20 protein-coding genes and 2 tRNA genes are annotated in these 21,512 nt (G+C 59.7%); 15 read left to right on the top strand and 7 right to left on the bottom strand.

What is annotated here, in order from left to right:
* Window positions 1-6: 6 nt before the first annotated feature.
* The 4 genes from ACX80D_RS15945 (at window position 7) to ACX80D_RS15960 (ending at window position 4,722) form a co-directional block, all read left to right on the top strand.
* Complete coding sequence (locus tag ACX80D_RS15945; protein ID WP_459323857.1) at window positions 7-1,527, top strand: sugar ABC transporter ATP-binding protein; 1,521 nt, start codon at window positions 7-9, stop codon at window positions 1,525-1,527.
* A complete protein-coding gene (locus tag ACX80D_RS15950; protein ID WP_459323858.1) occupies window positions 1,524-2,543 on the top strand; it encodes an ABC transporter permease in 1,020 nt (339 codons plus the stop codon). Before ACX80D_RS15945 ends, ACX80D_RS15950 begins: the two co-directional genes overlap by 4 nt.
* Window positions 2,540-3,622, top strand: coding sequence for an ABC transporter permease (locus ACX80D_RS15955; protein ID WP_459323859.1), 1,083 nt, complete (start codon window positions 2,540-2,542; stop codon window positions 3,620-3,622). The genes ACX80D_RS15950 and ACX80D_RS15955 overlap by 4 nt, the downstream gene beginning before the upstream one ends.
* A gap of 167 nt (window positions 3,623-3,789) precedes the next feature.
* Window positions 3,790-4,722, top strand: coding sequence for a carbohydrate kinase family protein (locus ACX80D_RS15960; protein ID WP_459323860.1), 933 nt, complete (start codon window positions 3,790-3,792; stop codon window positions 4,720-4,722).
* A 387-nt stretch (window positions 4,723-5,109) separates the two neighbouring features.
* On the opposite strand, the gene ACX80D_RS15965 is transcribed toward ACX80D_RS15960, so the two are convergent.
* Window positions 5,110-5,185: transfer RNA gene (locus tag ACX80D_RS15965), tRNA-Arg, on the bottom strand.
* Window positions 5,186-5,369: 184 nt separating this feature from the next.
* Here ACX80D_RS15965 and ACX80D_RS15970 point away from each other — a divergent pair.
* The 3 genes from ACX80D_RS15970 (at window position 5,370) to ettA (ending at window position 8,319) form a co-directional block, all read left to right on the top strand.
* On the top strand, window positions 5,370-5,981 hold the full coding sequence (locus ACX80D_RS15970; protein WP_459323861.1) for a single-stranded DNA-binding protein: 612 nt from the start codon (window positions 5,370-5,372) through the stop codon (window positions 5,979-5,981).
* Between the two features lie 43 nt (window positions 5,982-6,024).
* Entirely contained in the window at window positions 6,025-6,540 is a 516-nt protein-coding gene (locus tag ACX80D_RS15975) for a DUF6993 domain-containing protein (RefSeq protein ID WP_459323862.1), read from the top strand.
* A 96-nt stretch (window positions 6,541-6,636) separates the two neighbouring features.
* Complete coding sequence (ettA, locus tag ACX80D_RS15980; RefSeq protein ID WP_459323863.1) at window positions 6,637-8,319, top strand: energy-dependent translational throttle protein EttA; 1,683 nt, start codon at window positions 6,637-6,639, stop codon at window positions 8,317-8,319.
* 64 nt (window positions 8,320-8,383) lie between these two features.
* Here the strand turns inward: ettA and ACX80D_RS15985 are convergent, their stop codons facing one another.
* A complete protein-coding gene (locus ACX80D_RS15985) occupies window positions 8,384-9,289 on the bottom strand; it encodes an acyl-CoA thioesterase (RefSeq protein ID WP_459323864.1) in 906 nt (301 codons plus the stop codon).
* A gap of 138 nt (window positions 9,290-9,427) precedes the next feature.
* Here ACX80D_RS15985 and ACX80D_RS15990 point away from each other — a divergent pair, with 138 nt between their 5' ends.
* The 3 genes from ACX80D_RS15990 to ACX80D_RS16000 all read left to right on the top strand — a co-directional run bounded on the left by ACX80D_RS15990 (window position 9,428) and on the right by ACX80D_RS16000 (window position 11,223).
* Window positions 9,428-9,916: an acyl-CoA thioesterase gene (locus tag ACX80D_RS15990; RefSeq protein ID WP_459323865.1), complete on the top strand. Its 489-nt coding sequence runs from the start codon at window positions 9,428-9,430 to the stop codon at window positions 9,914-9,916.
* Window positions 9,916-10,584 carry a hypothetical protein gene (locus tag ACX80D_RS15995; RefSeq protein WP_459323866.1) on the top strand — a complete coding sequence of 223 codons (669 nt, stop codon included), beginning with the start codon at window positions 9,916-9,918 and terminating at the stop codon, window positions 10,582-10,584. Before ACX80D_RS15990 ends, ACX80D_RS15995 begins: the two co-directional genes overlap by 1 nt.
* Window positions 10,585-10,701: 117 nt before the next feature.
* Complete coding sequence (locus ACX80D_RS16000; RefSeq protein ID WP_459323867.1) at window positions 10,702-11,223, top strand: hypothetical protein; 522 nt, start codon at window positions 10,702-10,704, stop codon at window positions 11,221-11,223.
* A 104-nt stretch (window positions 11,224-11,327) separates the two neighbouring features.
* Here the strand turns inward: ACX80D_RS16000 and ACX80D_RS16005 are convergent, their stop codons facing one another.
* The 5 genes from ACX80D_RS16005 to pepN all read right to left on the bottom strand — a co-directional run bounded on the left by ACX80D_RS16005 (window position 11,328) and on the right by pepN (window position 17,014).
* Entirely contained in the window at window positions 11,328-11,813 is a 486-nt protein-coding gene (locus ACX80D_RS16005) for a globin (RefSeq protein WP_459323876.1), read from the bottom strand.
* Window positions 11,814-11,957: 144 nt separating this feature from the next.
* Window positions 11,958-12,731 (bottom strand): mechanosensitive ion channel family protein, encoded by a 774-nt coding sequence (locus tag ACX80D_RS16010; protein WP_459323868.1) that lies wholly within the window; start codon window positions 12,729-12,731, stop codon window positions 11,958-11,960.
* Between the two features lie 91 nt (window positions 12,732-12,822).
* Window positions 12,823-13,305 (bottom strand): OsmC family protein, encoded by a 483-nt coding sequence (locus tag ACX80D_RS16015; RefSeq protein ID WP_459323869.1) that lies wholly within the window; start codon window positions 13,303-13,305, stop codon window positions 12,823-12,825.
* 171 nt (window positions 13,306-13,476) lie between these two features.
* The gene (locus ACX80D_RS16020) at window positions 13,477-14,313 is read right to left on the bottom strand and encodes an SGNH/GDSL hydrolase family protein (protein ID WP_459323870.1); all 837 of its coding nucleotides are present in this window, start codon (window positions 14,311-14,313) and stop codon (window positions 13,477-13,479) included.
* 151 nt (window positions 14,314-14,464) lie between these two features.
* A complete protein-coding gene (gene pepN / locus ACX80D_RS16025; protein WP_459323871.1) occupies window positions 14,465-17,014 on the bottom strand; it encodes an aminopeptidase N in 2,550 nt (849 codons plus the stop codon).
* Window positions 17,015-17,251: 237 nt separating this feature from the next.
* On the opposite strand from pepN, the gene ACX80D_RS16030 reads away from it, so the two are divergent.
* The 5 genes from ACX80D_RS16030 (at window position 17,252) to ACX80D_RS16050 (ending at window position 21,130) form a co-directional block, all read left to right on the top strand.
* Window positions 17,252-18,292 (top strand): DUF1648 domain-containing protein, encoded by a 1,041-nt coding sequence (locus ACX80D_RS16030; protein ID WP_459323872.1) that lies wholly within the window; start codon window positions 17,252-17,254, stop codon window positions 18,290-18,292.
* Window positions 18,293-18,296: 4 nt separating this feature from the next.
* Window positions 18,297-19,292 carry a hypothetical protein gene (locus ACX80D_RS16035; RefSeq protein WP_459323873.1) on the top strand — a complete coding sequence of 332 codons (996 nt, stop codon included), beginning with the start codon at window positions 18,297-18,299 and terminating at the stop codon, window positions 19,290-19,292.
* Between the two features lie 114 nt (window positions 19,293-19,406).
* On the top strand, window positions 19,407-19,880 hold the full coding sequence (locus tag ACX80D_RS16040) for a ribose-5-phosphate isomerase (RefSeq protein WP_459323874.1): 474 nt from the start codon (window positions 19,407-19,409) through the stop codon (window positions 19,878-19,880).
* Between the two features lie 41 nt (window positions 19,881-19,921).
* On the top strand, window positions 19,922-20,938 hold the full coding sequence (locus ACX80D_RS16045) for an Fpg/Nei family DNA glycosylase (RefSeq protein WP_459323875.1): 1,017 nt from the start codon (window positions 19,922-19,924) through the stop codon (window positions 20,936-20,938).
* Between the two features lie 118 nt (window positions 20,939-21,056).
* Window positions 21,057-21,130: transfer RNA gene (locus ACX80D_RS16050), tRNA-Gly, on the top strand.
* Window positions 21,131-21,512: the final 382 nt, after the last annotated feature.

The raw sequence follows: 21,512 nt of genomic DNA on the forward strand, positions 1-21,512 counted from the left end.
TGCCAAGTGAGTGAACAATCAACCACGCCCCGCATCGCCATGCGCGGCATCTCCAAGAATTACGGAGGCGTACGAGCCATCCGGCAAGCGGAACTGACAGTTCAGCCGGGCAGCGTGCATGCTCTGGTCGGCGAAAATGGTGCCGGCAAGTCCACCCTGATCAAGATCCTCGCCGGTGCCGAACAGCCCGACACCGGCACCATCGAGTTCGACGGCAAAGCCGTATCAATCACGTCGACCACCGATGCCATCAAGCTCGGAGTCCAGACGGTCTATCAGGAACCACAGCTCTTCCCCGAGCTGAGCATCACCGAGAACATCTTTGTAGGGCGCGAAATCAAACGTGGGCCACGGGTCGACTGGGCTGCGCAGGCCGCCCAGATCCACGAGTTGCTGGACATGATCGGCCTGCCACACAAACTGGCGACCGCTCCGGTGGGTGACTTATCCATTGCACAGCAACAGCAGGTGTCCATCGCCAAGGCAGTTGCGGGGGATGCGAGCATCCTGATTCTCGATGAACCGTCGGCGATCCTGACAGACACTGAAATTAGCGTCTTATTCTCCATCGTGCGGCGGCTGACAGAGCGCGGTGTCGCCGTCATCTACATCACCCACCGACTTGATGAACTCTTCGAGATCGCCGACACCGTCACTGTCATGCGGGATGGGCAAACACTGGACACGTATGACATCCAGGATCTCACCGTGACCAAGATAGCTGAGCTCATGGTGGGTGGGATCGTCACCGAAAAGCGCGAAGAGCGTTCCTTTGACGATGTTGTCCCAACGCTTGAGTTGCACAACATCGACGTCGGACAGCTTCTGCGGGGCATCGACCTCCAAGTTCGTCCCGGTGAAATCCTGGGTCTCTACGGTCTGCTGGGGTCCGGTGTCGCCGAGATTGCCGAAGCCGTATACGGCATGAAGCAGCCCACTGGCGGCCACATGCTCTACCAGGGAAAACGCATGGTGAACAAGGGGCCGGCAGCGGCCAGGCGGCGGGGCATCACATTGGTGCCGGCCAATCGTTCGGCTCAGGGCGTTTTCTCCTTCCAAAGCATCCGGTTCAACATCTCCATTGGCGATCTGGCCAAACTCAGCCCGCTAAAAGGCTGGATCAACAGGCGCCGTGAACGCGAGATCGCCCTAGACCTGATCAAGCGACTGGGCGTCAAAACTCCCAATGAAAACCAGCCAATCAGCGCCATGTCTGGCGGAAACGCCCAGAAGGTAGTTATCGCCCGCCAGCTGCTGTCCACGCCGAAGCTTCTGATCTTGGCCGAACCCACTCAAGGGGTGGATGTTGGAGCCAAAGAAGAAATACACCGCCTGATCGGCCACCTTGCCGAATCCGGCACCGCCGTTCTTGTCGTCACCACCGACCTTGCCGAGGTGTTGCGGATTTCCGACCGGGTTCTCGTGGTCAGGGAAGGCAAAATCGCAGCCGAATTTGGCACGGACGCGACCCAGGTCGACATCCTTGCCGCAGCCTCCGGCGCCATCGCCACTAGGAATGAAACATGAGTACCAATCTGGAATCCCGCTCTCCGGCCACGGCCGGGACCCCCGCGCCGCGGAAAATACTGCCCAGCCTGGTCACCGGCCAGGAAGTAGTCCTTATCGGCATCATCGCCGTCCTTTGGATCCTGCTGGGGGTCCTGACCCCTGCCTTTTTGACTGCCGGTTCCATTCTGCCGCTACTGGTGGCAGTCGCCCCGATCGCCTTAATCGGGGTCGGGATGACGTTCATCATCATCACCGCGGGTATCGACGTCTCCGTGGCGGCCGCGATCATGGTCACCGCAGTCATCACCTCCCAGACCATGGTGGCCACAGGCATCCCACTGATCCCTGCCGTCCTGCTTTCCATCGGGGTGGGAGCGCTGCTCGGTTTGGTCAACGGCCTCCTTGTCGCCTACGGCAAGATTCACGCCATCATCATCACCTTCGGCACAGCAAACGTCTTCCAGTTCATCGGCCTGCGCTTCTTCGGGTCATCCACGGTCAACGGACTGCCCGACACTTTCGATGTCTTCGGACGTGGCGAAGCAGGCCGGACGCTGGGCATCCCGCACAGCTTCGCCATCACGATACTGGTGGTCGCCGTCGCCTGGTGGTACCTGCGACATGCCGCCAGCGGACGGCATCTCTTTGCCATCGGCGGTAACGAGAACGCCGCCCGCTTGGCGGGCATCAAGGTCAAACCACTGGTGCTGATGACCTACGTGCTCACCGGCGCCCTGGTCGGACTGGCAGCCTGCTTCTTCATCGGCCAGGGCACATCGACCCTTGAACAGTCCGTCGGCGCCGGCCGCGAACTATTGGTGATTGCCGCCGTCGTCATCGGTGGAACATCGATTCTGGGCGGCCGAGGCACCGTGCTTGGAACTCTCCTTGGCGCCATCCTTGTTCAGACGGTCACCTCAGGTGTCACCCAATTGGGTTGGCCCTCGCAGCTCTCAGACCTCTTCGTCGGAGTGGCCATTATTGCAGCAGTCGGAACGGATATTCTCCGTGAACGCTCCAGGAGGAAATCATGACCACCACAAAACTCAAAAACAATGAAGTCGGACACCGGAAGGAGAACCTCGGCTACAGGGCGGTGAGAATGCTGCTCACGCAGCGGATCGCCCTCCTGGGTTTGCTGATCGTGGTGGTCCTGGCGATCATGACATCACTGGACTTCGCCGGAGCGCTGAGCGGTTCCTACGACGCGGACTATCTGGCCGCGGCTTTGATCAGCGCCGTGCCCTTGGCCATGCTTGGCCTGGCCCAATTGATGGTCATCCTCTCCGGCCGTGGCGGCATCGATTTGTCTGTCGGTGCCATGGTGTCACTGTGTGGCATCGTTTTCGGCTATTCCTATGGGATTTGGGACCTGGGACTCGTCCCCGCCATCCTGATCACTGCAGTTGCTGGCGCGCTCTGCGGAGCGCTCAATGGCTTCCTGGTCGCCTACATGGGTTTCCCTCCGTTGATTGCGACACTGGCGACGTTCTATGCCTTGAAGTCACTAGCCCTGATCATCAGCGGACAAAAACCCATCAGCACGCTGCAGATCCAGGACTTCTTCTCGGCAGCTCAATCGGTGGAAATTCCGGTCATCGGCCACAGCCTGCCGGACGTCCCGTTGGGCATCTTCACCTTCCTGATACCTACCGCGCTGTTCGCCTGGGTGCTCCTGAACCGAACCACCTTCGGCCGGCGGCTGTACGCGCTGGGAACCAACGACGTCGCCGCAATCTGGGCCGGTGTCGACACCCGCGCCAACAGAATGCTGGCCTACGTGCTCTCGGGCCTGATTTCTGGTCTGGTTGCCATCGTCATCGTCGCCCAGTTTGCCTCCGCCCGACCCGACGCCGGCGTATCCGGCAACGGACTGGCCTTGCCGGCAATCACCATCGCCGTACTCGGCGGCGTAGCGATCACCGGCGGAATCGGCAGAGTGTCAGGGATCCTGCTCGCCACCCTGCTCATAGTCTGGCTCAACGCCGGCATCCTGCTGGCATTCGCAGGCAACGAAGGCACCCAGCTCCAGCTGCTGGCCCTTGGCCTGCTGCTCATTGGCGCCTCACTCCTGAACAACGTGACGCGCAAGAAGTTCGGCGTACTTCACTGACCGGCCGCCTTGCTCCGGATGCCCCCACCAAGGGGCATCCGGAGCAAGACAGCGCCACGGGAATCCTCCTGGCGCAGCGGCCGAGGAATCGTCGGCCCACCCTTAGTCCTTAGAACGAACTCCGCACAGACCCGTTGCTGGCGGACCATCATCCTGAAAGTATCCCGATGAATCCTTCTGTTGCGCCAGCTGTCTCTCCCGACGTGATAGTTGTCGGTGAAGCCCTTATCGACGTAGTCCACGCCCGAGGTACCGCCTCTGAGCATCCCGGCGGTTCACCCGCCAACGTGGCCTACGGCCTCGCACGCCTTGGTGTTTCAACCGGATTCCTCACCGCCATCGGTAACGACGCCCGCGGCCATGCCATTCACGCCCATCTGACAGGCGCTGGCGTTGAACTTCTCCCCGGTTCCCAGTCCATGCCCACCACATCAACAGCAACGGCAACACTGGCCGACGACGGGTCCGCCAGTTACACATTCGACCTCACCTGGGACTTGGCCTCCGCTACACCCACACACCAGCCAAAGATCCTCCACACCGGGTCAATCGCCAGCTTTCTCGCCCCCGGCTCCAGCAAGGTCAGATCCATCCTGCAACACTATGCCAGGACCAGCACCATCACCTATGATCCAAACATCCGGCCCGACCTGCTCGGCAGCCACCACGAAGCCCTAGCCATCTTCGAAGACCTCGTACCGCTGACTAATGTGGTCAAACTCAGCGATGAAGACGCCGCCTGGCTCTACCCGAACAAATCGCCTAAGGACGCTGGCCGACACATACTCAACCTGGGCACCGACTTGGTGGCAGTCACACTAGGAGCAGAAGGATCCCAGCTCCTGACCGCCGTAACGGACATCAACATCCCGGCGGCCCCGTCAATAGTGGCAGACACCATAGGCGCCGGGGATTCCTACATGGCAGCATTTATCTCCGGCCTCCTCACCAGAAACACCAACGGCTGGACAACCTCCGTTCTAGAACCAATAGGCAGAATGGCTGCCATGGCAGCCGCCATCACCGTCCGACGACCAGGGGCGAACCCTCCCACCACCGATGAACTGCAGGCCCACTTGGAACAACCAACAGCCTGCTAGTCCGTGCCTCATTCCGTGATGGCCGCCCTCCAAACGGCAACGGTCTGGGTGATCAGGAAGATCGAAGAAGGCGGTCCTGATGGCTTCATACGCGTGAGTTTTGTTCTGTTCCAAGTCGCTGAGTCCCGGAAGTACGGCGATCGAAGGCCCAAGTAGTGCTTGGACCTGCTCGTCGCTGTCCGGCCGATTTCAGGAAATTCAGAATCGCGGAATCTAGCCATTTTTTGTGACTGAACGGTGAAAATGATGACCATCAGGTGCTGAAAGAGATGACCAGAAACTCAGGAAAATTCTGTTGAATTAGATGAGTAAAAGATGACCGGGGCCATTTTTGCCTCTTAAAGGGGCTCTGACCTGTGGGGTATAACCGCAGGTCAGAGGCCCTTTTGGTGCCCCGGACTGGAATCGAACCAGCGACCAAGAGATTAGAAGGCTCCTGCTCTATCCGCTGAGCTACCGAGGCGTTGGCCCAACCAAGGGCCGCATCTAAATTATCAGGTTAATTCGCGAATCTCTTCCTCCACAGGCGTGGCAGGCGCCTAGAAGCCCACATTTGGGGATTTTACTCTGGTAGGCGCCCGACTAACGGCGTTGGCTAGATACCAAGCAACCAGTGCCGCAGCAGCGGCCTATTGAAAGGTAGTGAAATGGCCAACTACATCAGCCTTCGGGGATTTGTTTGCTCCGACATCACAATGAGCACGACGGAAGCCGGCCTAGTGATCGGAAAATTCCGGATGGGTTCCAACACTCGCCAGCAGGATCCCATCACACACCAGTGGGTTGACGGAAAGACGAACTGGTTTCATGTCACTGCTTTCAGGACGCTGGCCACAAATACCGTGATTAGCCTTCACAAGGGGAATCGGATCGTGGTGACGGGCAAGCTTAATGTGACTTCCTACCTTCGCAAAGATGGTACTCCTGGCACCGGCGTTGAAATTGAAGCCGACAGCATTGGTCTGGACCTCAACTTTGGAACTGTCACTTACCACCGGATGGCCTCCTCCACCCAAGCCAATGGTTCAACGAGTGGTGACGCCGTCGTCGGATCCGTGCAATCGGATCTCGAAGAGGGAGAGTTCCCTGGTGACGAGCCTGCCAACACAGAGAACCGCGCTGCCGGTGACGACGATGAGGACATGCGGGGTGACGAGAGTGATGATGATGACGACCTGAAGGCTGCGGAAGGTCTTCATGACGGCGAGGTTGCTGATCAGGAAACCGGTGAGATTCTCCAAGAATCAGTTCCCTTCTAGGCAGGTAGGCCAAAGTGTCAGGTGTACATGGCACAATGGCGGGGTGACTTTGGAAAAGATGACATATCGCCACCAGCCTGTACAACCCCATGGTGGCGTCCGGGCTGTAGGTCTAACGATTCTGCTGGCGGCTTCGATGGCTCTGAGCGGTTGTTCGCTATTGCCGGGTGCCACCCCCACACCAGCACCGGTTTCCACCGTCAGCAATGCCCCGGCAGAGACTGATGCGCAGGCACCTGAAAGTAAGCCGGTTGAAGCGGTATCTGCTGCAGACGCGATGTCGGGCAAACTGAAGTCCTCGCTAGGGAAACTAGCGTCCACCACAAAAGCGCCAAACCGTGAGCAAATGATGGCTGCAGTGCTTGAAGCCGGCGCCGACAAGGAAAATGTGGAGCTGTCCATTGACATCACACCCACTGGGCTGGCCGTGGATGCCATTGAATCAGCAACTCTCGTCGGAGAGGAATGCGTGATTGGGCAGGTTCGAGACGGCAATGTAGCCGTCACCATCCTTCCCGTTCTGGGTTCAGGACGTTGCTTTGTGGGGGACACGCACTAAGCGCCACTCCCGTAAAAGTTGCCACATTCTGCCGTGTTGCTCACTTAGGCCGTAGCGAATGTGAGTTATGCGCCTGTACCCACTAACCTTGAGGGTATGGCGGAATTTATTTATACGATGTCCAATGCCCGCAAGGCTGTTGGCGAAAAACTCATTCTTGACAACGTAAGTATGTCTTTCTACCCCGGCGCCAAAATTGGCGTTGTGGGTCCCAACGGTGCTGGTAAGTCCACCATTTTGAAAATTATGGCTGGCTTGGACACTCCCTCCAACGGTGAGGCTCGTTTGAGCCCTGGCTACACTGTGGGCATTTTGCTCCAGGAGCCGCCGCTGAACGAGGAAAAAACCGTTCTGGGCAACGTGCAAGAAGGCGTTGGCGAGATCTACTCCAAGATCCAGCGCTACAACGAGATCTCTGAGGAAATGGCCAGCCCCGACGCTGACTTTGACACCCTCCTTGAAGAGATGGGCAAACTGCAGGAAGCTATTGACGCTGCCGACGCCTGGGACATTGACTCCCAGCTCGAACAGGCCATGGATGCACTCCAGTGCCCACCGGGAGACTCCGATGTCACGCTGCTCTCCGGTGGTGAGCGTCGTCGCGTAGCTTTGTGCAAGCTCCTGCTGCAAAAGCCGGACCTGCTGCTTCTCGATGAGCCCACTAACCACTTGGACGCCGAGTCCGTGAACTGGCTCGAACAGCACCTCAAGAGCTACGCTGGCGCCGTACTTGCCGTGACCCACGATAGGTACTTCCTGGATCACGTGGCCGAATGGATTGCAGAAGTTGACCGCGGTCACCTGTACCCGTACGAAGGCAACTACTCCACATACCTGGAGAAGAAGCGCGCTCGACTTGAAATCCAGGGCAAGAAGGACGCCAAGCAGGCCAAGCGCCTCACCGAAGAACTCGAGTGGGTACGCTCCAACGCCAAGGGTCGCCAGACCAAGTCCAAGGCTCGTTTGGCTCGCTACGAGGAGATGGCCGCTGAGGCTGACCGCACCCGCAAGCTGGACTTCGAAGAGATTCAGATTCCGCCGGGCCCGCGCCTCGGTGGCATCGTGCTCGAAGCGGAAAACTTGAAGAAGGGCTTCGGCGATCGCATCTTGATCGACGGACTCTCCTTCACGCTTCCCCGCAACGGCATTGTTGGCGTCATCGGCCCGAACGGTGTTGGTAAGTCCACGCTCTTCAAGACCATTGTTGGTTTGGAAGAGCTCGACGGCGGCAACCTCAAGGTCGGCGATTCCGTCAAGATCTCCTACGCGGACCAGAGCCGTGGCGGAATCGACCCGGAGAAGACCCTGTGGGAAGTTGTTTCCGACGGTTTGGACTTCATGCAGGTGGGTCAGGTAGAAATGCCGTCCCGTGCCTATGTTGCTGCTTTTGGTTTCAAAGGCCCGGACCAGCAGAAAAAGGCTGGTGTGCTCTCCGGTGGTGAGCGTAACCGCCTGAACCTGGCATTGACCCTTAAGCAGGGTGGAAACCTGTTGCTTTTGGATGAGCCCACTAACGACCTTGACGTAGAAACCCTCAGCAGCCTGGAAAACGCGCTGCTGGAATTCCCCGGCTGCGCCGTGGTGGTCTCTCACGATCGCTGGTTCCTGGACCGCATTGCTACCCACATCCTCGCTTACGAAGGCACCAACGAGAACCCGGCCAACTGGCACTGGTTCGAGGGTAACTTCGATGCCTATGAGGAAAACAAGGTTGAGCGCTTGGGCGCCGATGCGGCACGTCCGCACCGCGTCACCCACCGCCGCCTAACGCGCGACTAGAAACTAGTAACAAGTAGAAATGGCCGGTCCCCACAGGGGCTGGCCATTTCTGTATCTTGATCAGTTAGTCGTGAGGTGTGCCCTCGGGAATGCGGATCATGCCTTCTTGGGCAACTGAGGCGACCAGAACGCCGTCGCGCGTGTAGAAACGGCCCAGGTTCAGACCGCGAGCCTCCGAGGCGCTGGGTGAATCAGCCACGTAGAGCAGCCAATCATCCACCTGTACCGGACGGTGCCACCACATGGCGTGATCCAGGCTGGCAACGCTGATACCCGGCGTGGCCCAGTTAATCCCATGACGTCGCAGCGAAGGTTCCAGTAGAACGTAATCGCTGGCATAGGCCAGGGCGGCGCGGTGGAGGTTTTGGTCCGCCGGCATGGCACCAAGTGTTTTTAGCCAGACCGCGGTGTGGGCCACATGCTCGCCCTGGACGTCAAAGTAAATATTGTGGCCAACATGGCGGATATCGAAGGGGCGTTCATTGGCCCAGGCGCGGGCCACGGGGTGGTCGATTCCACCCAGCAGTTGGGCCGACGTCGGAAGTATCTCTGGTGCCGGAATGCCTTCCGGCATCCCTTCTTGATGCTCAATTCCATGGTCGGGATGCTGGAAGGAGGCGATCATGGACAGGATCGGCACTCCGCCTTGGTAAGCGTGCGTGCGGCGGGCTGCAAAGGATCGGCCGTCGCGCAGGCGTTGCACGCCGAAGGTCAAGGCGGATGCGGCATCTCCCGGGCGCAGGAAGTAGCCGTGCATTGAGTGAACCAGTTGATTCTCTTCCACCGTGCGGGCCGCTGCCACAATGGACTGAGCCAAGACTTGGCCGCCAAAAAGCCTCGGCCTGGCTGCATTAGCATCGCCGAGCCCAACGAAAACGTCTTCGTCGGTCTGTGCCCCGCTGGCGTTGGAAAGATCCAACATTCGCAGGAGTGTTTCCATATTTTCGGAAGCTGTTGGTGTCACATTCATAAACGTGACTCTATGTGTCCAAGTGATGCTGCGACAAATGAGCAATCTCGGAAGAAACCGCTGAATTGGGCGCGGGCTTAGCTGTGATGTGGGGAACATCAATTGGTGACGCCAGCACGGCTTTGACATGATGAAGGTATGGCACCCGGTTTCCAGCTTTCTCAACAAATCCGCTTCGGCGACATTGATTCCTACAACCACGTGAACAATGTGGTGTATTTGCAGTATCTGGAGGATGCCAGGGTCCAATTGACGTATGCCCCATTGCCCGGCGGCGGCACCTTCCAAGACTTGATTGGCACCGAGCTATTCATCCTCGTGGGGCGCAATGAAATCGAATATCTGGCACCCATCAGCTTCCGCACCGACCCCGTCTACGTGAACATTTGGGTCACCAACGTGGGCGGCTCCAGCTTCGATTTCGGCTACACCGTCTCCGAGGCCGACACCTCCATCATTTACGCCCAAGCGGCAACATCGATGGTGCTGGTGTCCCGCGACACCGGGCGCCCCATCCGGCTGACCGATGATCAGCGCAGCGCCCTAGAAGCATGGCCTGGAGATCCCGTGGCGTTCAAGCGCAGCGCCGCCCGCCCCGTCCCGAAAACCACGGAAGGAAACCGCTGATGTCCACCGTCACCCACACCCAGGAATTTGATCTTGGCGACTCAAGCACGGTCGCGGATCTGCGCACCTTTGTGACGCGTGCCCGCAACGCGGACGACGGCGCCATCCGCCTCCAGGGGGCCGGTCACGTTCTCGCGGCGTATGTCTGTGTCATGCGGGGGAAGCTTTTGGGGGAGGGCACCCCCACTATTCTGGGGCTGCGCACCATGGCTCTGGGGACGCGCTCGGACGTTGATGTGACAGTGTCATTGTCCTCGGTGGCAGACAGGCTGGCCCGCATGGAGGACGGAGACGCGAAGCTGCCGGTCCCTCCCATGACGGTTCAGGAATCGTGGACAGGGATCAGCGCCCCGCGCAGCGCATGGGAAGAGATTGCCACCGTTTCTGCTGACGAGCTGATTGCCGTGGCGAAGGCCGGTGTGCAAGAAATTGGGCAGATCATTCCGGTAAACCCCGGAGCTTTGTTGGTAAATAATGTCCGCGCATCCGTCTGGGGACGGCCCATGGAGGGCGTTCCCGGCGAGATTCCAGGAGGCGCTGCCTTTGCAGCGTACGCGCTGGGCTTCGTGGCGCCGGGCGAAACCGGCACCATTTACAGCTCTCACCGGTGGCTGCGGATCAGCACGGCCCGCGGCCACATCTTGGTCAAGCCGGCGTCGCTGCTGTAGGCCTCGGGAGCTGAAAAATGGGTCCACCGGCCCAGATCTAAGTTCCAGCCTCAGGAGTGGTTACAAGCGCTGAGAACCGGCGTAGCGTTGTCATTGCACCCACTGAGGAGGGACGCAATGGAACTAAACCCATCACTGATTGTCGGATTGCCGGACTTGATGCACGCTGCACGAGCCGAGGCTGGTCGCGTCATGACAGAGCACAAAGGAGACTTTGTCGCCGAGCATCAAATTGTGTTGGCCAGGTTGAGCGCAGCAGAGGTCATCACCGATGAGGAAGTCGAAATGCTTCTTCTGATTTACAAGCTCGGCTACGAAGCGGGTGAGCCCAAGGGCGACCCCCAGCGAGCATATTTCGCCACCCGCGAGCTCTACAGCAAGATGTTAACGAGTAGGAAACCTAGCCCCGTGGCGCTTGTGGTTGCCTCGGCGGCGTTGGGATCATTTGAAGTCTCGGTAAACCCTGAGGGCTCAACGACTGTCAGCATCGCCCGCGTTAGCTACGGAAGCAGCATGGCCGGGATCGGTGCGGGACTAGGCACGCTTCTGGGCGGTGTTGCTGGCGGCGTCCTGGGCGGGGCCATCGGCGGACTCCTTGGTGGCATCGTGGACGACAAAAAGGATAAGGGCAAAACCTAACCCCGGAAGAGAAGAATCCGAACGTACGGCAAATTGGCCCTGGCGCAGTGCCACCCTGTCAGCTTGCCGTACTTCTAATTCATGAACGGATCAGTCGTTTCCCGCTACAGCGCCTGCGATGGATCCGAGGGCGCATTGACCAGCGAATGCGCTGCCCGCTCCATATAATCCCACAAGGTGGCCTCGTGCATGGGGGAGAGCTCAGCTGCGTCGACTCCCTTGCGCATGGCGGCGAGCCAGCGGTCGCGCGCTTCAGGGGTGACCGCAAACGGCACATGGCGCATGCGCAGACGTGGGTGGCCGCGCTCCTCCAAGTACGTGCGCGGCCCGCCCCAGTACTGTTCTATAAACATCAACATGCGGTGCTCGGCCGGGCCCAGATCTTCCTCGTGGTACATGGCACGCAGCAGGGGGTCGGCGGCGATGCCTTGGTAGAAGACGTGAATGATCTTCTTGAACGTCTCGTGCCCTCCTACCTGCCCGTAAAAGGTGTCCGAATAATCCACCGGTGCATCCGGTGCAGGCCCTGTTGGTTCGGGCCCTGAGGTGGAAGGTTGAGGACGGCCCAGGGTGGTGGGAATAGGCAACATCGTGGCCAGCGGCGCACCGAACCGGGACGGAATTGGAGTGCCCTCCGTAGCGCCCTCTTCGGCGGCGTCGTTGGTAGCCGGCCCGTTGGCTGGGGTGGGGGTGTACTCGGAACTCATGGTCGCTTCAGTTCTTTCTTCGGGTGCTTATTCGGTGGATTCGTTGGCGCTAGAAGCGGCGGGCGCGGTGCCTGAGGAGGGGGAGCCGCTGGGGCTATTAATGATCGACGCCGGTGAGTTTCCTTGCGCCGGAGCCGCGCCTGCCGCAGTGCTCGGGGACGCGCCGTCGTGAGTTTCAGAGACGGGGGCGGTGTAGCTGCCCTTGGAACGGTTGCCTAGGCGCAGAATCTCGCCGTTGCGCAGGTACCAGAGCGTGCCGTCTTCGCCCAGGACACGGGTGATGCGCAGGCTGACATATTCCACTGTGCCGATGACTTCGCTGGTTTGGATGACGTCACCAATGCCGTATTGGTCTTCTATGGCGATGAAAATCCCGGCCAGGAAATCACGGATGAGTTGCTGGCAGCCGAAACCAATCGCGATACCGACCACGCCGACGCTGGCCAGCAGGGGTGCAATATCGATTTCGAAGGCGATCAGCACGTAGAAGCTGGTTACGACGGCAACCACAATGGTCAGGACCGAGTTCAACAGGGTGCCGATGGTGCGCGCCCGCTGCACGCGGCGCTCATTTTCCAAGGCGCGGATGACGGGATCAATATTGCGTAGCATGGGGGCCGCCCAGCGCAAGGTGCGGTGTTCCAGCGGGGCAAGGTTAGTCCTGGCGCGTTTGACCACGAGCCGGATGAAATAGTGCAGCACCAACCACACCACGAGGCCAACGAGGATGGTGATGCCAGCCAAGACAAGGTGGTCGAGGAAGGTGCTGTTGGTGTCACCCAAGAAATTAATCGCTTGCACTCGTGGTCTACCTTGTGTCCGTTCAGGGTTGTCAATGGATCCTGTTATCAACCCTAACGCGGACACGGCAGGTTTTTAGTCCCGGGTGTGTTCAGTCCTGGGTGGGGGCCAGCAACCCCGGTTCGTGATGCACCGGAAAATTCAGACTGCGGGCTATGAAGCACTGGGAAGCTGCTTCGGCATGCAGGGACAAGGCCAGCTCTTCGGTGGCGGGGTCGGCCACGTAAACCTTGGGGTGCAGCGTGGCCGATTCAAACTGTCCACTGCCGTCAGGGTTCAAGATGAGTGTTCCGGTAGCAGTGTCCTCGTACTTGGTGACCACCACACCATGTTTGACGGCCACATGCAGATACGACAACATGTGGCACTGCGCTAGGGCCGTCAACAGCAGCAGCTCTGGATTCCACCGGTCCCGGTCGCCGTGAAAGGTCTTATCTGCCGAACCGAGCAGCACCGGCACGCCAACGGCCGTGACGCTGTGGTCGCGGCCGTAAGCCTTGTAAGCGGATGTCCCGGATCCCCGGTTCCCGGTCCAATTGACGTTGATCTCGTAGTGATGCTGATTCAGTGTCATGAGGCTAAGCGTAGCGTCCTAGGGGCCCCCGAACGTGGGCCCACGCCCGCGAGGGGCCCGCCGCGAGCTGGCGAGTGGTGGGAGCGGGTGGGGACTTGCGAGTTTAGGGGATGACGCGAAGCGGTAGCGGCTGTTTGAGCCGCTACGCTTGCCCTCGTAGGAGTACGCTTTTTAGCGGTACATTCGCAAGAACGGGCTGAGTGCTACAGCGTAGCCGTTCTGGTACCCGATGGCATTCGGGTGGAATGCGTAGGGGTTAGGTCCTCCCGGAAAGTTCAGCCAAGACGACGCTGAAGGAACACCATGGCCGTTGAACACATAAGCCACGGGGACAAACGCGGTCCGGTTCGAGAGGGCGCTGATGGCTAGGGTGCCGTTGAGTAGGTCGGTGGCCGAGTTGAGCGTTTTTGCTCCACTGATTTGCGTGGGCGTGTAGCCCAAAGCGGCCATATTTTGCGGTTCAAAGAGCCGTGGGTAGCCCACATAGAGAACCTTGGCGCCCGGAGCCTTGGCCTTGATTGCCTTCAGCATGGAGGAGACGGATCTGGGTAGGTTTCGCATGAGACTCACCGAGTTGGCCACGGCTGCTTTACAGATCTCTACGGTGGAGGTGGGCGCCAAGCAAGCTCCGATGGCGGTGGTCCAACCAACGTCGTTGCCGCCGGCTGTCAGTGTGATCAATGTGGTGGCAGATGAAAGCTGGGAGACTCCCAGAGTCCCAACCTGCGCTGTGGTGAACCCGGCGCACGCCAAGTTGTTCACCTGGGTGCCCATCGTTGCAGCTACCACGTTGCCGTAACCGTTGGTGCTTTGGCCGCAGTAACCCTCTTCGCCTCCGCCGGATCCGGCGGAGTAGGAATCGCCCATCACGGTGTAGCTGAGAGTGGTTGGGGCGGAGTAAGTTTTGGCCACAGCCGGTGCTCCGGCAAAGCCAGCAATCATCCCGATGGACAGAAGCGCAGCAGCGCCTGTGCGGGCAGCAATTCCCTTAAGCTTATGTATTCCCATGCCCTGAAGATACTCCGCTAAACCGTGTAGGCATAGACTTGTTGTGACGTGCATTTCCTAGACGGCGCCTGCGTGCCGGCTGGAATTTTTATTGGCAAAAACGGGTGCGTCTGCAGCTTTTTTGAAGCTGCAGACGCACCCGAAAAAGCGTTTAGATATCGGCGGACTGGGCCTTCAACGCTCGCACTACGGTGTCCCGGCTTTCCACCAGCAGACGGCGCAGCGCCGGAACATCCGGGCTGAGCGCGTCAAGGAAACTATCCGTGGCATCCAGCGTCGACTGCGACACCAGCTGCACGGGGTACAGGCCGGTAATCATGGTCGATGCCGTTTCATAGGAGGAGGCCTCCCACAGCTCCTGGATCGCACCGAAATACTTAGCCACATAGGGCTCAAGCACGGCGGTGTCCCACACCTTCGTGAACCCGTCGATCGCCGCGCGCTGGACAGCATTGGCACCCTCACCGCGGACGACGACGGACTCCCACGTCTCAGCCTTCCCAACAGCAGTGGGGATGGCTGCGTGGGCGGTGGCTGCCGCAAGCTGACCATTTTGGGTATTGTCCAGAGCCAGTGCCGCGTCAATGACAGAGGCGTCGGCACGGCCCCCGGCAGCTAGGGAGATCAGGAGCTCCCAACGCATATCGGTATCCAGCGCTAACTCATCCAACTGCGTGTCGCCATTCAGCAACGCTTGCACGGTATCCAGCTGAGCCGGCGACTGAGCGTGGCTCGCAAAAGCCTTCACGAACTGCAACTGTGCATCCGAACCGGCCTGCGCGCTCTGCGCCAATTCCCACAGCGAATCGCCAGCGGCAATAGCAGTGGCTTTCTGGTGCTCGGGGGCAACATAGAAACTCAAGGCCGTGGCCAGCTGGCGCAGCAGCACCATGATGACGGTTGAATCAGTCTCGGAACCAATCGTGGCCAGCACGAAGTCCACGTAATCACGGGCGGGAGTTTCGCCATCACGCGCGGCATCCCACACTGAAGCTGACACCAGTGTGCGCGGCAATGATTCCTTGAAGTCCTGCACGTGCGCCTTAGCCGTGGCCAAGGACTGCTCATCGAGACGGATCTTTGCGTACGCCAAATCATCGTCGTTGAGCAGAATCAACGCAGGGCGCTTCATCCCGACAAGTTCCGGCACGGCGGTGGAAGCCCCATCAATATCCAACTCCACGCGGTGGGTGCGGACCAGCTTGCCAGCATCCTCGCCCGAAGTAGCCAGATCATAGAAGCCGATCGCAGCACGGTGCGGGCGCAACGTTGGGTGCTGGGCCACAGCGGACTGGGCGATCGAGAACGAGGTGATGACGCCGTCGTCCGCTACCTCAAGGACGGGCTTGAAGGTGTTCACACCGGCCGTCTCCAGCCACTTTTCGGTCCATGAGGACAGGTCGCGGCCACTGGCAGCTTCCAACTCCACCATCAGATCGGGCAATTCAGTGTTACCCCAGGCGTGTTTGGCGAAGTAGGCGCGCACCCCTGACATGAACTCCTCTTGGCCCACCCAGGCCACCAGCTGGCGCAGAACGGAGGCACCCTTGGCGTAGGTGATGCCGTCAAAGTTCACCAGCACATCCTCAAGATCGTTGATCTCAGCCTTGATGGGGTGCGTGGAGGAAAGCTGATCTTGCCGATACGCCCAGCTTTTCTCCAGCGAGGAGAACGTGGTCCAGGCATCTACGTACTGGGTGTTTTCGGCGGCGGCCAGAGTGGACATGAACTCGGCAAAGGACTCATTGAGCCACAGGTCATTCCACCAGCGCATGGTGACCAGATCGCCGAACCACATGTGTGCCAGCTCGTGCAAAATGGTGATGGCGCGGCGTTCCACCATGGCGTCGGTGACCTTGGAACGGAACACATAGCTCTCTAGGAACGTCACAGCTCCCGCGTTTTCCATGGCGCCGGCGTTGAACTCAGGCACGAACAGCTGATCGTACTTGGGGAACGGGTACGGCACGCCGAACTGCTTCTCGAAGAACTCGAAGCCCTGACGGGTGAGCTCAAAGACGTTCTCGGCGTCCATAAATTCCATGAGCGATTTCCGTGCGAATACGCCCAGCGGGACAGTGCGGCCATCGGAGCTGGTGAGCTCGGAGCGCACGCACTCATACGGTCCGGCGATCAGGGCGGTGATGTAGCTGGACATCTTCAGCGTCGGCTCGAAATGCCAGACGGACTTGCCTTCGCCAGCAGCTTCCGGTGCCGGGGTGGGGGAGTTGGAGATGACGTCCCAGTGCGCCGGGGCGGTGATGTGGAAGGTGAATTCAGCTTTCTGATCGGGCTGCTCAAACACGGCAAACATGCGGCGCGAATCCGGCACTTCAAACTGGCTATAGAGGTACACCTCCCCGTCCACCGGATCCACAAAACGGTGCAGGCCCTCCCCGGTGTTCATGAACAGTGCCTCTGCTTTGACGGTCAGTTCATTCTCGGCGGCGAGGTTCGGCAGCTGGATGCGGACGCCGTCGGACACCTCGGCGGGGTCCAGCTCGACGCCGTTCAGCGTCACCTGGTGCACGGCGGCTGTCACCGCATCAATGAACGACGACGATCCCTCCTTCGCGCTGAACCGCACCGTAGTGGTGGAGGCGAAGGTGGATTCGGAGGTGGTCAGATCAAGGTCTATGTCGTAGCTTTTGACGCTCAGGGTGGCTGTGCGCTCAATAGCTTCGGCGCGAGTGAGGTTCATACCAGGCAAGGTAATGCCTTCCGTTCAGGTTCTCGTGGATGGTGGGGTAATGAATCCGGCGTGGACAGCAGTGGTTGGTCCGGAGGATGGTGATGATTCTTCCACGTTACGCCTCCTCAGTGCGTCAGCTCGTGAAGTTGTCTTCCTCGGGTGCTGTGGGGCAGGGTTGATGGCACATGGATCCACCGGCGGGTCTCAAGGAATTTAGTCAGTCTTTAGCACTAAGAGGGGTTTTACGTGGGGGAGAAAGTGCGCAGTGTCGAGGCGGAAAAGGCCTACAATCGGCGGTGGTTGCTAGGGCTGATAGTGGGCTTGTTGGTAGTGAGCGGCCTCGGATCTCTCTGGATGTTCACCGTGGCGGACAGGCTGCCTGCAGAGCTTGCCATCCACTGGAACGCTAAGAACGAGGTGGATGACTGGACCTCGTTGTGGGGCATTGCGATCACCACGGTCCTGACCACAGTTGGTGTTGGCGGAATTATCGCTGTGCTGGCTGTTCTCGCGCGCGGCCAAAACCTCCTGCTGGCCCGCATCGGTGCAGGCATAGGCGTGGGTTTTGGCGTTGGTCTAGCGGCCCTGATGGTGGCTATTGTCGCGGGGCACATTGACCTCGTGGACACTTCACAGGCCGAAGTTTACGGGCCCGTCATGGCCGCTGGATTAGGGCTGGCACTGGTGTTGGGTTCACTCGTGATGTGGCAGTACAAGCCGGGCGAGGTTGACCGCACTCCCAGTGCTGAGGTGCTGGCTGTCAATACCTTGGCTACCGCAGAAGGTTCCGCAGTTGCCCTGGCTGGTGCGGAGCAGGCCCAGCGGGGCGAAACCCTGCGGGTCAAGGTTTCTATGAGCAAGTGGGCCTGGCTTTTGAGCGTGGGCCTTGGCGCCATAGTGGCCGTGAGTACCTATTTCATCTTCCCCGTTCTGGCCCTTCTGGGTGTGGTGGTCGGAGCGATCACCTGGGCGTTCTGCCAAGGAACCGTGGTCATCGGCCCCGATGGTGTCAAAGTTCTGGCATCAGGTTTCTGGAAGCTGATGCCGCTGGAGTGGAAAGAAATCCGTTCAGCTGCGGTGGAAGACATCAAAGCACTGGACTACGGCGGATGGGGCTACCGAATGAGTGGTGGGAGCATAGGTTTCATTATGAGCAGCGGCCCCGCCCTGGTCATGGAGTGTGGATTCCACCAAAAATATGTCATCTCCATGCCCGATCCCCAGACAGCCGGCGAGGCAGTTGCCTTGGTCAACGCTTATGTTCACAGCGGGAAAGTGAAAAACTAAGATCATGACTTCCGATGGCAGTGACGAGCTCACGCACGAGCGGCATATCGACGCCCGTGCGCTGCGTTTCGCCCTGATCTTCCCGTTACTACTGGCGATAGGGCTTATTGCTGGTGGGCTCATGTTGGCTGCCAGACTCCCCGGCGGCGCCGTCCTACCGTGGGGTGGCGACCCGGTCTCCATTCCCGTCTTCCTTGCCATGGGTACCGCAACCATTCTGGTGGTGGGGGCGGGCCTTGGCAGTTTTGGGGCACGCACCACGCTGCCACGCACGCTGCGCCGCGTCTTGCTCGGCGTTGCGATGGCCTGTCAGCTGGCTGCCTGCACACTCTTCGCCGCGGCACTTCTTGGCCAAGCTGGTGACGGTGCCCTGCCCGCCGTTCGAGTTGACGGCTACGTGATGCTTATGGGGAGTGGCCTGGCGGCCGCGATGGGCGTGGTTCTGGCACTGACGTTCAAGCCCGATGAGCAATGGACATCGGTAGATGATCAGGCCCTCGCCGCCCTGCTCACAGCTGAAGAAGATCCTCAGGCGGCTCAAGATCGGATGGCCTATTTTCTGCATCCGCGCAGCTCCGTCATCATCATGATTTTGCTGGTGGCTCTTCTGCCCGGAATATTTCTGGCGCTCATCTCGCCATGGATTCTGCTCGCCCTCGCGGCGGCGGCGCTGGCCACCATTGCGATGCTGTGCGCCACCGTGGAAGTTGACCGGGAGCGGCTCATGGTGAAGATTCTTGGTTTTATTCCCGTTTTGGTGGCGCCTTGCCACAGCGTGGACGCGGCGGTGTCCCTCGACATTGTGGCGGGAGATTACGGCGGCTGGGGCCTGCGCAAGCACAGCGGATCCGCCACCTATTTGATCCGCTCAGGTGCCGCCGTCGTCCTTCGAATGAACGACGGCGGGAAGGTTGTGGTGGGTGCCCCTCACCTCGATGCCGCTGATGAGCTCTCGGAGATCCTCAACCGCCGGGCGGGGAAAACGCCGCAGCAGCGTTGAGGTCGCTGGGTCGGCTAGCTCGGCTTGGAACCGCGGCAAGAACGGCGGCAAGAAAACGGCGTGGCTGTAGGTAGGCTTGACGGAGCACAATCACCTCGAACCTAAGGAATCCTCATGCGCGTTCACATCGCAACCGACCACGCCGGCATGGAGCTCAGCGCCCACCTCATCACCGCCTTGGCCGCCAAGGGCTACGACATGGTTGACCATGGACCGCAGACGTACGACGCCCAGGATGACTACCCCTCCTTCTGCATCAACGCAGCCCTTGCCGTGGTAGCGGACCAGGCAGCAGGCGTTGATGCGCTGGGCATCGTGCTGGGTGGCTCGGGAAATGGCGAGCAGATCGCGGCTAACAAGGTCAAGGGCGTGCGTGCAGCCTTGGCCTGGAACCTGTCCACCGCACAGCTGGCGCGTGAGCACAACGACGCCAATGTGGTGGCAGTTGGCGGCCGCCAGCACAGCGTTGAAGAGGCCACGGAAATCATTGAAGCATTCCTGGCCGAGTCCTTCAGCGGCGACGAACGCCACGTGCGCCGTATCGGCAAGATCGCCACGTATGAAACCACCAACGAGATCATCGACTAAAGCGTCGAGTCATCAGTTGGTGTTTGGTGTGAGTAGAAGCAATGCCTGAGGGCCATTCCGTTCACCGCTTGGCGCAGCAATTCAACGACGTCTTTGGCGGTGCTGCTCTGACTGTTTCCAGTCCTCAGGGAAAGTTTGTTGCAGGAGCGTTGCTCGTTAATGGCCAAGTGTTGGAGCGGGCCGAGGCGCACGGTAAGCAAATGTTCCTGTACTTTTCTGCCGATCTAGTGATGCGCGTACATCTGGGGCTGTACGGGGCGTGGGACTTTGGCGGCGACTTCACATTTACTGGTGCCTCCAGTATTGGCGCACCGCGGCGGATCGGTGAGCGGGAAATAGCGGCCGGTGGTGGGACTGAAGATTGGGCCCACGCGTCCGAGGGGCCCGCGGCGAGCTTGCGAGCCGGGGGAGGACGTGGGGAATACTATGGTCCGCCAGAGCCCAAAGGTGCCGTGCGAGTACGCCTGGTCTCCGATCACGGCTGGGCTGATCTTCGCGGGCCTATGGCCTGCGAGGTCATCACCCCGGCTGAGTCGGACGCTGTTCGCCGTCGGCTTGGGCCTGACCCGTTGAATAAAGTGCCGGGTGACGCGCAGGAGTTTATGCGCCGGATCCGGAAGAGTTCCACCGCCATTGCCTTGCAGTTGATGAAACAGGAAGTGCTGGCAGGGGTGGGGAACGTCTATCGGGCCGAAGTGCTGTTTCGGCTAGGCCTTGATCCGATGTTGCCCGGGAAGAGTCTTGGGGCCGATGAGGCACAGGCGGTGTGGGACGATATTGCCCGCATCATGGCAGATGGAGTCCGTGATGGACGCATCATCACCACCGAACTCAGTGACCGAGCATCCGGTGTGGGTTTGGACGTCGGTCACGCGCTGGAAGAACGCGGCGTGCCCGCAGATCTCCGCGCCATCACTAACAAACACGTCCCAGTGGAGGACGCCCACTATGTGTACAAACGCGAAGGGCGGCCCTGCCGGCATTGCGGGACCGCCATTGCTGTGAAGGAGCTCGGGGGCCGGAAGCTGTACTGGTGCCCAAACTGTCAAAAGGGTTAGCCGGTGAACAGCGCCGCGGCTTTTTTGAGCTTGTGGCGGCTCGATTTGCAGGACCGGCAAAGTGGTTGATAGGGTTACGGAGTTGTTCCGGCGAAAGCCCACAATAGCCTCAGAATATGGGGGCGTAGCTTAATGGTAAAGCCTCAGTTTTCCAAACTGATGACGCGGGTTCGATTCCCGTCGCCCCCTCCATATAGAAGATTCCCCGGTCAGTCGACCGGGGAATCTTTGCATTTAGCGTCCCTAGATGCTTCCGGGCATGTTTGAGTGTCTATTGAAGTGTCTATGGGAAGCGATTCAGGCTTTAGTGGCCTCTTCGAGTCCTCAGATTTGGCCCCCAGGAAGCGATTTTAGTGGCCATATCTGAGGTCTCGCGGCTAGAAGGCTAGGCGGCAGGGGCGGCAGGGGCTAGCGGCCAAAATGTGAAGACAGCCCGGCCTAGCTGCTCATTCCTGCGTCCACATGAGTTCATCCGACTCTTCTATGTCTGTCAAGCCGCATTTTGAAGGGTTCTATTTTTCGCTGATGCGGTGAGGATGCGGAAGACTTTTCGGGCGAGGTAGCGTTTGATGCA

This window comes from Arthrobacter sp. Sr24 (assembly GCF_054511175.1).